The sequence below is a fragment of the Streptococcus sp. D2 genome, assembly GCF_006385825.1.
GTDB classification, from domain to species: domain Bacteria; phylum Bacillota; class Bacilli; order Lactobacillales; family Streptococcaceae; genus Streptococcus; species Streptococcus shenyangsis.
Map to the genome: position 1 here is coordinate 1 of NZ_VFSI01000017.1, position 13,268 is coordinate 13,268.

The window sequence follows — 13,268 nt, forward strand, 5'->3', positions numbered from 1 at the left end:
GAACCCGTGTTACCGCCGTGAAAAGGCGGTGTCTTAACCCCTTGACCAACGGACCAGAGTTGTTATTTTCAACTCTTACTATTATACAGCCTTTTTGTTTTTTGTCAACTACTTTTTTAAACTTTTTCTGTTTTTTTGTATGAGCTAACTTCTCAAAGTAACTTCCACTTGATTAGCCGAAGTGGAAATTAGTCTAAAACGGATTTTTATGGTGAAGAGTTTGCCAGGGTTGATAACATAGAAATGAATGTGCGAGGAGAGAGTAAACTCTTCTTTTGTGACCCTAATCGCTCTGACCAGAAAGGCATAATTGAGAAAAATCACACACTGATTCTCGACATTCTACCTAAAGGAACTTCTTTTGACAACTTAACTCAATAGGATATTAATCTCGTCTGTTCGCATGTCAACAGTGTCAAACGCGCTGCTTTAAATGGAAAGTCAGCCTATGAACTCTTTGCATTTACCTATGGAGAAGAGATTCCTAAGCTTCTCGGCATTTCTAAAATACCTGCAGAAGACGTCTGCCAGTCTTCTAAATTACTTCAACATAAGTTCTAAAAACTAACTTTTAACCGCATTCAAACGTCTCACACTAACTTCCACCATAGCGGAACTTAATCTGAATCTCTTTCAAATTAGGGAATTTTGTGCGCTCTTTTTTCTATTCATTTTGCCTACAAAAGCAATGAAATCAAGCATTAGTAAAACCAGTGAAACTTACCCTGACACGGAATTCCACTGGTTTTTATGATTTTTATCAGACTAACTTCCACTTGGATTAGCGGTGGAACTTAGTTTGGGAATTTACCACTTTTTTAAATTTGATTATTTCAGCCCAATATTAAACTCTTTAAACACAACACGTAAATTCCTTAATACTCTTTGACGTCCTCGAAAACGTTCATTTCTTAAAATGCGTTCTAACTCTTCTTGTTGCTCTTTATTTTGTTTACTTCTATAATCTCTTAGTGTTTCATAAAAGAGATAGTAATCATCCAGCCAGAGACCTCCCTCACTTATACGATGGCTAATCTCACCTACTTCTTCATATGGTTCTTTATCATATCTTCTTTTTTGACTTTCTTGCTTACGGATATAGTCTAGAATTCGATTCCGAAACTTAGTCTTAAAATATTTCCTTAAACGAGGAATATCTTCTACTATTCCTTCTTCTTTACTAATCAATTCATGCAAGCAAATCATACCCTCTTGGTCCCAATCCGATAGCTCCCATAAATGCAAGTAATATTCATTTCTACACTTATACACAATCCCTTGGACTTCTTCATATAATTCTTTAATCATAATATTCCCCTTTCTGTTTACAGTCTAACAGATTCAGAAACACTTTTAGCAAATTTCATCCATTCTGCTCCCTACACCATCTAAACTGCACAAAAAAGAGAGGCCTTGCCTCTCTTAGGGTTATAATTCTGCAATTTGGTTTAGATTTACTTCTGCTACTGTGTCATTACCAAACATAGAGATAATCATCTTCACTTTATTGTTATCAATCTCTGTAATCTTACCAGTATAGTCTGCAAAAGCACCATCAATAATACGTACGGTTTGACCAACCTCAACATCGAAATCAAATTCTTGAACAGTTTGTCCCATAGATACCAAAATGTCACGAATTTCTTGTTCCAATAATGGAGTTGGTTTCGATCTGTTCCCGTGTGATCCGACAAATCCTGTAACGTTCGGAGTGTTTCGAACAACAAACCAAGCTTCATCTGTCATGACCATTTCTACAAGAACATAACCTGGAAAGCGATTTTCTTCTACTTCTTTTCTCTTTCCATTTTTTTCAACTTGCACTGTTTGTGTTGGAATTTCAACGCGTAGAATATTATCCAACATATTGTAGGTTTGTGCACGTTGTAATAGATTTTCTTTTACCTTATTTTCATAACCAGAATAAGTTTGTAAAACAAACCACCCTTTGTCAAAACTATCCATGATATTTCCTTTCATAAATAGAAGATTTTTAGTGTACTTTCACTACTCTTCTAAAAAATGTTAATAAATCGAATCAAACCTGAAACAATCAACTGGTCAAAAATGTAAATAATCACAACAAAGAAAGCAGTGTATTCCATGATAGAACGAAAATCTCTCCAGCTTTCCTTGCGAGTTGGCCATGTTGTGTCTTTAAGAAGTCTAAAAATATCTCCAATAAAACGCATCGCTCTCTCCTATCTCGTTTCTCTGTGTGTAGTGTACTTGCCACAATGCTTACAAAATTTATTTACTTCTAGTCGTGTAGGCTTGGGGTTTCCACTGATCTTGATTGAATAGTTTCTCGAACCACAAACCGCACAAGCTAGGCTTGCTTTTTTTAGTGCCATAACGCCTCCATCTTATCTATTATAACAAGAAAGCTAGGCTTTGACAATCATCTTAGCGAAATAGATTGACTACCGAATCCCATATTGTTTGAGCCTTTTCCTTAATCTTCGCATCTGAGATAGCCCGACTAGCCTCATCTACTAGACTTTGCGCACGTCCTCGAATATCAGACAAATTATCATCTGTCTGGCTATTATCATTAGTTTGTACTTGTCTTTTTTTGTTAGCTGGTGCAATTCCATTTTGCTTATAGGCATTTTCAACTGTAAAGGTACTTCCTGGCGTATAAGGTAAAATGGTATTTGCAATGTTTCTAAAGACATGGGCTGCACCATTTGAAGTAGAACCTGCTAGATAGTGATTTTCATCAGTGGTCGGGAAACCAAGCCAGTGACTAATCACCACATCCGGAGTATAACCAATTACCCACTGGTCACTTGTGTACTCCGGATTGAAAACTGCTTCAGTTGTTCCAGTTTTCCCTGCCATGACATAGTCTGCAGGAGATGAACTAATACCGGTTCCGTTAGTGAATGTACCCAACATCATACTAGTCATCTTGTCAGCTACAGCTTTATCAATCACCCGTTTTTGTGAATTTTTATGGCTGGCAATAACCTGACCACTAGCATTTTCAATTCTACTAATAAAATGAGCTTCAGGCATTAATCCTTCATTTGCAAAGGCAGCATATGCTTGAGCCATTTGCAGAGGATTGGTTTCAACACCGCTTCCCAAGGCGACACCAAGAACACGGTCTACCTTTTCCATGTTGAGTCCGAATTTTTCGCCCGCCTCAAAAGCCTTATCAACGCCCAAATCATTAACAGTGGCAACAGCGGGCAGATTAAGCGATTCTGCCAAGGCTTGATACATGGGAACTTCTCGACTCATTTTGATTCCTGCATAGTTATCAACCTTATAGCTGTCATACTGCATGGTATGGTTATCCAACTTCTTATTCAAAGCCCAGCCTGCTTCAACTGCTGGCGTATAAACAACTAAAGGCTTAATTGTAGAACCAGGGCTACGTTTTGATTGAGTTGCATAATTGAAATTCCGGAATCCAGTCTTATCATTGTCAGCAATCCGACCGACAACCCCACGAACTCCCCCTGTTTTCGGTTCAAGAGCTACACTTCCTGATTGAGCAAATGTTCCATCCTCTGCCCTCGGAAATAGCGATGTATTTTCATAGACAACCTGCATATTTGCTTGATAATTTTGGTCCAGCTCTGTATAAATGCGGTAGCCATTATTGACAATTTCTTCCTCTGTTAGATTATACTTGGAAACGGCTTCGTTAACCACCGCATCAAAGTAAGAAGGATAGCGGTAATCTGAGATTTTTCCTTCATACTTATCGTGCAATTGCGAAGTCATATCAACTTCTGCTGCTTCGGTTTCTTGATTTTTATCAATATATCCTGCTGCAACCATATTCTGCAAAACAGTATCGCGCCGATTGGTAGAATCTTCTACGGAATTTAAGGGATTATACAGTTCCGGCCCCTTGAGCATCCCTGCCAGAGTCGCAGCTTGATCCAAACTCACTTCTGATGCAGAAACTCCAAAGTATTTCTTACTCGCATCTTCTACACCCCACACACCATTTCCAAAATAAGCATTGTTAAGGTACATGGTTAGAATTTGATCCTTACTATATTTTTTTGTTAATTCTAAGGCAAGGAAGAATTCTTTCGCTTTTCTCTCAACGGTTTGATCCTGTGACAAATAGGCATTTTTAGCTAGCTGCTGGGTAATAGTAGATCCACCACCTGAACGTCCAGCAGTGACAATAGCCAAGAAGAAACGACCATAGTTAATCCCATCATTTTTATAGAAAGAACGGTCTTCTGTCGCAATAACAGCATTCTGCAAATTTTTACTGATATCAGTCAATTCAACGTAGGTTCCCTTTTGACCAGACAAGGCACCAGCCTCTTTTTCTTCACGGTCAAAAATGATAGTCCGAGTTTTCAAGGCGTTTTGCAAATCGTTAACATTGGTTGACTTGGCTACAGCAAACAAATAGGTTCCAACTAGCAAGCCTGCACTCAAACCTAGTATAAGGACAATCTTTGTTAGATGATAGCGACGCCAGAGTTTTCGAATCGGACCCACTTGGGCTAATTTTTTTCTATCACTGCGAGAACGACGTAAGCCAGTAGAATCAGAATTCTCTGATTCACTTGTTTCTTTTTTAAAAAGAGAAAGAAATTTCTCGAATAATTTATCTAATTTCATGCGTTTATTTTATCATCTTCATCATAGGAAGACAAGAATTTAGCTATTTCCTATCCAAATAGGGCTTTTTTTGTTACAATATCTGTATGAAATTCACATTTACATTACCAGACTCTCTACCTCAAATGACGGTAAAGCAATTACTTGAAGAACAACTCCTCATCCCTAGAAAAATCCGTCATTTTTTGAGAATCAAGAAACATATTTTGATAAATCAAGAAGAAGTCCACTGGAACGAAATCGTAAATCCTGGAGATGTTTGCCAGTTAACTTTTGACGAGGAAGATTATCCCGAAAAAGAAATCCCTTGGGGCAACCCAAACCTCATCCAGGAAATTTATCAAGACCAACACTTGATTATTGTCCACAAACCAGAGGGTATGAAAACCCACGGTAACCAACCAAACGAAATCGCCCTTCTTAACCATGTCAGTGCCTATGTTGGCCAAACCTGCTATGTCGTTCATCGTCTGGACATGGAAACCAGCGGTTTAGTCCTTTTTGCTAAAAATCCTTTTATCCTACCTATTCTCAATCGCTTATTGGAGAAAAAAGAGATTTCTAGGGAATACTGGGCACAGGTCGACGGACATATCAACAGCAAAGAACTTGTTTTCAGGGACAAAATCGGACGTGATCGCCATGACCGCAGAAAGCGAATAGTTGATACAAAAAATGGGCAATATGCTGAAACACATATAAGCAGATTAAAGCAATTCTCAAACAAGACTTCCTTGGTTCGTTGCAAGCTAAAGACAGGGCGAACCCATCAGATTCGTGTGCACCTTTCTCATCATAACTTCCCCATCTTGGGTGACCCTCTCTATAATAGTAAATCAAAGACAAGTCGGCTTATGCTTCATGCCTTTCGACTTTCCTTTACCCATCCGCTTACTTTAGAGAAATTAAGCTTCACTACTCTTTCAGATACTTTTGAAAAAGAATTAAAAAAGAATGGATGATCGTGTCATCCATTTTTCCATATAAGAAAAGCAAGACCAAGAGGCCTTGCTTTTTATCGACTCATGAATTATTTAGCAATTTTTGCGAAGTATTCAAGAGTACGAACAAGTTGTGCAGTGTATGACATTTCGTTGTCGTACCATGATACAACTTTAACCAATTGTTTACCGTCAACGTCAAGAACTTTAGTTTGAGTTGCGTCAAACAATGAACCGTAAGCCATACCTACGATATCTGAAGATACGATTGGGTCTTCAGTGTATCCGTATGATTCGTTTGAAGCTGCTTTCATAGCTGCGTTTACTTCATCAACAGTAACGTTCTTTTCAAGAACTGCTACCAATTCAGTAACTGATCCTGTTGGAGTTGGAACACGTTGTGCAGATCCGTCAAGTTTACCGTTCAATTCTGGAATTACAAGACCGATAGCTTTAGCGGCACCAGTTGAGTTAGGAACGATGTTTGCAGCACCAGCGCGAGCACGGCGAAGGTCACCACCACGGTGTGGTCCGTCAAGGATCATTTGGTCACCAGTGTAAGCGTGGATAGTAGTCATCAATCCTTCAACAACACCAAAGTTGTCTTGAAGAGCTTTAGCCATAGGAGCCAAGCAGTTTGTAGTACATGAAGCACCTGAGATAACTGTTTCAGTACCGTCAAGAACGTCATGGTTAGTGTTAAATACAACTGTTTTAACGTCGTTTCCACCAGGAGCAGTGATAACAACTTTTTTAGCTCCACCTTTAAGGTGTTTTTCAGCTGCATCTTTCTTAGCAAAGAAACCAGTAGCTTCAAGAACGATTTCTACACCGTCAGTAGCCCAGTCGATTTGCTCTGGATCACGCTCAGCAGAAACTTTAACGAATTTACCGTTAACTTCAAATCCACCTTCTTTAACTTCAACAGTACCGTCGAAACGACCTTGAGTTGTGTCGTATTTCAACAAGTGTGCAAGCATAACTGGATCTGTAAGGTCGTTGATGCGTGTAACTTCAACACCTTCTACGTTTTGGATACGACGGAAAGCAAGACGACCGATACGTCCGAAACCGTTAATACCAACTTTAACTACCATTAGTGATTTCCTCCTTATGAAAATCATGAAATTTTTATTGTGAAAAGAGTAACTTGAATCACTACAAATCACCTTTCAACAAACCTATTATATAACTATTTGAGTTGAATTGCAAGTACGGGCGTTGTTTTTTGTCTATACCTAGCTTATTTTTCTTTCTTCTTTGAAAGCCTATACTGTTGTCTTTTTTTGTCTACATAGCCATTTCCCGCTTTCATTTTTAGATAGAAAGTGAAAATAGAAAAGCTAAAAATTATTTTCAACACTCCACCTCTACAAGAAAAGAGACAGGGATTCCCTGCCTCTAGGCTGATAAACGATTATTTACGACGTCCTGGACGTTCTGCATAACCATAGTAAGCATCTTCCATGATTTCTTCCATGTCAGCTACCATTGGTAAGCGTGGATTTGCAGGAGAACATTGGTCTTCATAAGCAAGCAAGGCAATTTCATGCAAGCTGTCTTTCCAAGCTTTTTCATCAATTCCTTGGTCTTTGAAGTTCATCTTGATACCTACTGCAACACCCAGCTCATAAACAGCTTTAGCGTATGCTTCAACTGCTTCTTCTGGAGTTGAGTGAGGTAAACCAAGCATTCTAGCAATATCTTGGAATTTCTCATCAGCTTTCCAGTAGTTGTATTTAGGCCAAGTAGTAGTCTTAGATGGACGAGTTCCATTGTAACGGATAACGTATGGAAGCAAGATTGCGTTTGTACGTCCGTGAACAGTATGGTGAACCGCACCGATCTTGTGGGCCATTGAGTGGCTCATACCAAGGAAGGCATTGGCGAAGGCCATACCTGCCATTGTAGAAGCATTATGCATTTTTTCACGTGCTTCTGAATCAGCAGTCTTAACAGATTTTTCCAACCATTCAAAGACAAGTTTGATTGATTGAAGGGCGATACCATCTGTGTAGTCGTTAGCGAAGTTTGAAGTGTAGGCTTCAGTCGCATGAGTCAAGACATCCATACCTGTGTCAGCAGTAATGAAATCTGGAACTGATTCAACCAAAGCAGGGTCAACAATCGCAATAGTTGGTGTCAATGAGTAGTCAGCCAATGGATATTTACGGTTGTTTTTCTTATCAGAGATAACGGCAAATGGTGTTACTTCTGAACCTGTACCAGAAGTTGTTGGGATACCGATATACTTCGCTTTCTTACCAAGTGATGGGAAGCGGAAGGCACGTTTACGGATATCCATGAATTTTTGAACCAAGTCACGGAAGTCGACTTCTGGTTGTTCGTAAAAGAGCCACATAACTTTAGCTGCATCCATTGGTGAACCTCCACCAAGAGCAATAATTGTATCTGGTTCAAATGCTCTCATAACCTCAGTACCACGTTCTACAGTTGTGATATCTGGATCTGGTTCAACATCTGAGAAGACTTGGACAGTTACACGGTTGTTACGAGCGTTCAATTGATCGATAACACGTTGAACAAATCCAAGTTTTTCGATTGATTTATCAGTAACGATCATAACGCGTTCAATATCTTCACATGTTTGAAGGTATTGGATAGAATTGCGTTCGAAGTAAATTTTTGAAGGAACTTTAAACCACTGCATATTATTTCTACGTTTCCCTACTTTCTTGATGTTTAGAAGGTTAATAGCGCTCACGTTATCCCCAACAGAGTTGCGTCCGTATGAACCACATCCAAGTGTCAATGATGGGATGAAGGCATTGTAAACGTCACCGATACCACCGAAAGTAGATGGAGAGTTCCAGATAATACGCATAGCTTTGATTTCTGTACCAAAGCGTTTAGCAAGCTCTTCGTCTTTTGTATGGATAGCTGCTGAGTGACCAAGTCCGTTAAACTCAACCATTTGACGAGCTTTTGTAAGACCATCTTCTGTGTCTTCAGCTTTTAGGACAGCAATAACTGGTGACAATTTTTCACGAGTCAATGGTTCGTTTGGTCCTACTTCCTCACATTCTGCAGCCAAGATGTTTGTTCCTTCTGGAACGTTGAATCCCGCTTGTTCTGCAATCCATTTAGCTGGTTTACCAACAATATTTGCATTTAGTTTAGCACCAGCACAGTTTTTGCTGTTTGCTTTCACGCCGAAGCAGAACTCTTCAAGAAGCGCTTTTTCTTTTTTGTTTACAAAGTAAGTATGGTATGATTTGAATTCTGCTACAAATTCATCATACACTTCTTTATCAATGATAACCGCTTGCTCTGATGCACAGACCATACCATTATCAAAGGATTTAGACATCACAATGTCATGGGCAGCTTGACGAAGGTCAGCTGATTTCTCAATATAAGCTGGAACGTTTCCGGCACCTACCCCAAGAGCTGGCTTCCCACATGAGTAAGCAGCCTTAACCATGGCATTACCACCAGTTGCAAGGATAGTTGCAACACCTTCGTGGTTCATAAGCGCTCCAGTTGCTTCCATAGATGGCTCTGTAATCCATTGAACACAGTTTTCAGGAGCTCCAGCTGCGATTGCCGCATCACGAACGATTTGTGCTGCGTGAGCAGAAGATTCTTGAGCTGATGGGTGGAAGGCAAACACGATTGGATTACGTGTTTTCAAAGCAATCAATGATTTGAAAATTGCTGTTGATGTTGGGTTTGTTGTTGGAGTGACACCACAAACAACACCGACAGGTTCTGCAATTTTAGTCAATCCTGTAACGGTATCATCTTCGATAACTCCGACAGTTTTAACTCCGCGCATGTTATTCACAACATGTTCACAGGCAAAAAGGTTTTTTGTCGCCTTGTCTTCAAATACACCACGACCAGTTTCTTCAATTGCGTGTTGTGCTAGGATACCGTGCGCATCAAGAGCTGCAACTGAAGCTTTCGCTACGATGTAGTCAACTTGTTCTTGGTTCAACTTGCGCATTTCATCAAGCGCAACCAAAGCTTTTTGTACTAGTCCGTCTACATGCTTTTCAGCAGCGAGTTGTTTTTGCTCAGGTGTTACAGTTTTTTTATCAGCCATATTTTCCTCCATAGCCTTAAAGGATTTTATCCTTTGTTAATTTTTTCACAAGTTTATTATAACGCATTATTTCAACTTTGTAAACAGTTTCATAAACATTTCACAAAGAATTTTTAGTTATTTGTGAAAATTTTCCCATTCTCTTTACTCATCAAGTTTTTTCTTTAGAGTTTGTGAAATTTATTTCAAATATTTTTTATTTCACAAACTTGATTGGAAGAGAGACTTGGAAAGAAAAGGTTTTGTAAGTAAGCGCTTACTTTGAAGTTGTAATAATACCTCCTTTGATAAGGAGGTATTATTTTTGTTGAAAAACGCCTTGTTTAAAAGTTCCTTCATAAATGACTTCTTGTTCTGTTGTTAGTTTCCCTTTTCCTTCAGCCTGACCATTTACAAAATCCCCTTCGTAGGTCCAACCTTCTTTAGATTGAAAGGTACCTTGGCCATTAAAGGCTCCATTGTTGAAACCACCTGTATACTGGTCTCCATTTTGGAAGGTAATGGTGCCTTGCCCATTCATTTTACCACGGACAAGACTACCATCGTAAACAATATTTCCATTATCGAGTTTTAAGACACCTTTTCCGGGAATATTTAGAAAAAAGACTAGTACCGCACAAAAAACAATCGTTACTGCGGCTAAAATCTCTAAATGAGAACGACTCAGATAGACATGATATTTCCCATAGAAATTCTTAAAATTCTCCATACTCACTCTCCTCTAAACGTTCTAACCACACTTGACAGCCCTCTTGAACACGCCGATAAGTCTCTTCAAAATCTCCTGTATACCAAGGATCTGGAACACTTTCAGATGCAAATGAGTAAATCTTATCTTGACAGTCTACTGGACACATCTGACGTAAGTCAGAAACATTTGAAGCATCCATTCCGATAATATAATCAAAGTCTTCAAAATCTTCCTTACTAATCTGAAGCGATGTCTTATTCTTGTCATAAGGAATCTCATACTCTTGAAAAATCCCTTGAGTGCCCTTATGAATCGGATTACCATGTTCCCAAGAGGAAGTCGCTCGACTTTGGATTTCGTAGTTATCTGTCATTAATTTCATAACAAACTCAGCCATAGGGCTACGGCAAATATTTCCCAGACAGACAAAGACTAATTTTTTCATCCCATTTCCTTTCTTCTATAGAAAAACGGGAGTTAGTAATCCCGTCTTATTTTTCAATTGCGCCTTCGAGTGAAGCTGTTTCTTTCAGCGGTAATACTGTCTTGATAGCAGCTAGTTCAAAAGTCAAGTAAACTCCATCTACATCAAGAACAATCGTTCTCTTCTCCGTATCTACTTCATCGACTGTTCCGTAAAGTCCACCGATTGTAATAACTTCATAGCCTTTTTGCAGTTTGTTTAAACTTTCCATACGTTTTTGCGCTTGTTTCTTTTGAGAACGTTGCGTAAAGAACATCAAGCCAACCATAGCCACAAGAACGATTAAAAATGTATATTGTGATTCCATTATATTCTCCTTTGTCTTTTACATAGGACTACTATATCAAATTTCAGCTACTTTTACAAGATTGTACCTTGCTTTTCTAGTAAGAAAAATCAGAGCCTGCGCCCTGATTTTTAGGATTATTTCAAGTTTTGAACGACTTTTACAAGATTTTCGACAGTAAAGCCATATTCTGCCAATACTTTTGGTGCTGGGGCAGAGGCTCCGAAGATATCAATACCGAGAACGGCGCCATCAAGACCAACGTATTTGTACCAGTTTTGAGTTGCACCCATTTCAACTGCAACACGACGGCGGACTGCATTTGGAAGAATTTCTTCCTTGTAAGCTTCATCTTGTGCGTCGAAGACATCTGTAGATGGCATGCTAACTACGCGGACTTTTGCGCCTTGACTAGCCAATTCTTTAGCAGCTGAGACAGCAAGATTGACCTCTGAACCTGTTGCAATCAAGATGGTATCAAAGTCTGCTGCATTTTCATAGACAACATAGGCACCTTTTGCAACCTTGTCAAAGTCTGTTCCCTCTTCGACAGTCAAATTTTGGCGTGTCAAGACAAGGGCAGTTGGTGTTTTCTCACTTGTCACTGCAAGGTACCAAGCTGCTTGCGTTTCACGCGCATCTGCTGGACGGAAAACATTTAGATTTGGCATAGCACGAAGACCTGCTAAGTGCTCAACGGGTTCGTGCGTTGGGCCATCTTCCCCTACCGCAATAGAATCGTGGGTAAAGACATAAGTCACAGGAAGACCTTGCAAGGCTGACAAACGGACAGCTGCTTTCACATAGTCAGAGAAGACAAAGAAAGTACCACCGTAGACACGAAGTCCACCGTGAAGGGCCATCCCGTTCAAGATTGTTCCCATTGCAAATTCACGAACACCAAACTGAATATTACGGTTCAAGCGATTAGCGTCGTCTTGAAGTCCATCCGTTTTGATGTAAGTCATGTTTGAGTGAGCAAGGTCAGCTGATCCACCTAGGAATGTTGGTAACTTAGCAGCTACAACGTTCAAGGCATCTTGACTTGAATTACGAGTTGCTTGAGAGAAGCCATTTTCTAAGGCTGGGAAGTCTGCCGGAGTCACTTCAACTGGATCACGTCCGTCAATGATAGCGTCTACTTCTGCAGCCAATTCTGGATGCGCTTCTTTATAGTCAGCAACTAATTTTGTCCAAGCTTGATAAGCTGATGCGCCACGGTCTGCAACATTTTCTTTGAAATCAGCATATACTTGCTCTGGAATATCAAATGGTTCATAGTCCCAACCAAGCGCTTGGCGAGTTGCTGCAGTTTCATCTGCTCCAAGAGGAGCACCGTGTACGGCATTAGTTCCTTGTTTGTTTGGAGAACCGTATCCAATCACAGTCTTCACTTCAATCAAAGATGGTTTGCCTGAAGCTTTAGCTGTTTCGATAGCAGCATGGATTGCTTCCAAGTCTGTTCCATCTTCAACCAAGGCAGTGTGCCAACCATAGGCATTGTAACGGTCACGAACGCTTTCAGTGAAGGAATCCTTTGTCTCACCATCCAAGTTGATGTCATTTGAATCATAAAGAACAACCAACTTGTCTAGTTTTTGCAAGCCTGCGTATGAAGCCGCCTCACTTGAGACACCTTCCATCAAGTCTCCGTCTCCACAAATAACATAAGTATAGTGGTCAAAGATATTGTAGCCTTCGCGGTTATATTTGGCTGCCAAGAAACGTTCTGCCTGGGCAAAACCAGTGGCAGTTGAAATCCCTTGACCTAAAGGACCTGTCGTAGCATCAATCCCTGCTGTATGCCCAAATTCTGGGTGACCTGGTGTTTTAGAACCCCATTGGCGGAAGCTCTTAATCTCATCCATGCTGACATCTTCAAAACCAGAAAGGTGAAGAAGAGCATAAAGAAGCATTGAACCATGGCCTGCTGACAGAATAAAGCGGTCGCGGTTGATCCAGTTTGGTTGTGCTGGATTGATACGAAGTTGTTTTGTAAAGAGGCTGTAAGCCATCGGAGCTGCTCCCATAACCACACCTGGGTGACCTGAGTTGGCTTTGTTGATGGCGTCAATACCTAGGAAACGGATTGCATTAACAGATAGATTTGACATAGAATTTCCTTTCTATTTGAGGTGATTATTGAATCACACATTCTATTTTACTATTATATGAAAATTATCCGTATCATGCAA

The 13,268-nt window shown here is 39.9% G+C and carries 12 protein-coding genes and 1 pseudogene; 2 read left to right on the forward strand and 11 right to left on the reverse strand.

The features are described from left to right. Positions 1 to 210: 210 nt before the first annotated feature. Positions 211 to 561 (forward strand): annotated as a pseudogene (locus FJR73_RS09065) (IS30 family transposase); the annotation flags it as partial. Positions 562 to 828: 267 nt separating this feature from the next. Here FJR73_RS09065 and FJR73_RS09070 read toward each other — a convergent pair. The 5 genes from FJR73_RS09070 to pbp2a form a co-directional block, all read right to left on the reverse strand. Beyond that, positions 829 to 1,308: a sigma-70 family RNA polymerase sigma factor gene (locus FJR73_RS09070; protein ID WP_140834564.1), complete on the reverse strand. Its 480-nt coding sequence runs from the start codon at positions 1,306 to 1,308 to the stop codon at positions 829 to 831. A gap of 120 nt (positions 1,309 to 1,428) precedes the next feature. Next, the gene (nusG, locus tag FJR73_RS09075; protein WP_000376739.1) at positions 1,429 to 1,965 is read right to left on the reverse strand and encodes a transcription termination/antitermination protein NusG; all 537 of its coding nucleotides are present in this window, start codon (positions 1,963 to 1,965) and stop codon (positions 1,429 to 1,431) included. Positions 1,966 to 2,015: 50 nt separating this feature from the next. Further along, positions 2,016 to 2,192 (reverse strand): preprotein translocase subunit SecE, encoded by a 177-nt coding sequence (gene secE, locus FJR73_RS09080; protein WP_001210991.1) that lies wholly within the window; start codon positions 2,190 to 2,192, stop codon positions 2,016 to 2,018. Positions 2,193 to 2,201: 9 nt separating this feature from the next. Continuing rightward, positions 2,202 to 2,354, reverse strand: a complete 153-nt coding sequence (rpmG, locus tag FJR73_RS09085) for a 50S ribosomal protein L33 (protein WP_001809375.1) — start codon at positions 2,352 to 2,354, stop codon at positions 2,202 to 2,204. Positions 2,355 to 2,406: 52 nt separating this feature from the next. Beyond that, positions 2,407 to 4,602 (reverse strand): penicillin-binding protein PBP2A, encoded by a 2,196-nt coding sequence (gene pbp2a, locus FJR73_RS09090; RefSeq protein ID WP_140834565.1) that lies wholly within the window; start codon positions 4,600 to 4,602, stop codon positions 2,407 to 2,409. A gap of 86 nt (positions 4,603 to 4,688) precedes the next feature. Here pbp2a and FJR73_RS09095 point away from each other — a divergent pair, with 86 nt between their 5' ends. Next, positions 4,689 to 5,564: an RluA family pseudouridine synthase gene (locus FJR73_RS09095; protein ID WP_140834567.1), complete on the forward strand. Its 876-nt coding sequence runs from the start codon at positions 4,689 to 4,691 to the stop codon at positions 5,562 to 5,564. Positions 5,565 to 5,632: 68 nt separating this feature from the next. Here the strand turns inward: FJR73_RS09095 and gap are convergent, their stop codons facing one another. The 6 genes from gap to tkt all read right to left on the reverse strand — a co-directional run bounded on the left by gap (position 5,633) and on the right by tkt (position 13,187). Next, complete coding sequence (gene gap, locus FJR73_RS09100; RefSeq protein ID WP_140834568.1) at positions 5,633 to 6,640, reverse strand: type I glyceraldehyde-3-phosphate dehydrogenase; 1,008 nt, start codon at positions 6,638 to 6,640, stop codon at positions 5,633 to 5,635. Positions 6,641 to 6,960: 320 nt separating this feature from the next. Beyond that, entirely contained in the window at positions 6,961 to 9,612 is a 2,652-nt protein-coding gene (gene adhE, locus FJR73_RS09105; RefSeq protein ID WP_140834569.1) for a bifunctional acetaldehyde-CoA/alcohol dehydrogenase, read from the reverse strand. A 298-nt stretch (positions 9,613 to 9,910) separates the two neighbouring features. Next, positions 9,911 to 10,321: an MORN repeat-containing protein gene (locus FJR73_RS09110; protein WP_140834570.1), complete on the reverse strand. Its 411-nt coding sequence runs from the start codon at positions 10,319 to 10,321 to the stop codon at positions 9,911 to 9,913. Next, complete coding sequence (locus FJR73_RS09115) at positions 10,308 to 10,748, reverse strand: low molecular weight protein-tyrosine-phosphatase (RefSeq protein ID WP_140834572.1); 441 nt, start codon at positions 10,746 to 10,748, stop codon at positions 10,308 to 10,310. The genes FJR73_RS09110 and FJR73_RS09115 overlap by 14 nt, the downstream gene beginning before the upstream one ends. Positions 10,749 to 10,794: 46 nt before the next feature. Then, positions 10,795 to 11,094: a preprotein translocase subunit YajC gene (yajC, locus tag FJR73_RS09120; RefSeq protein WP_140834573.1), complete on the reverse strand. Its 300-nt coding sequence runs from the start codon at positions 11,092 to 11,094 to the stop codon at positions 10,795 to 10,797. A 116-nt stretch (positions 11,095 to 11,210) separates the two neighbouring features. Further along, complete coding sequence (gene tkt / locus FJR73_RS09125) at positions 11,211 to 13,187, reverse strand: transketolase (protein ID WP_140834574.1); 1,977 nt, start codon at positions 13,185 to 13,187, stop codon at positions 11,211 to 11,213. Positions 13,188 to 13,268: the final 81 nt, after the last annotated feature.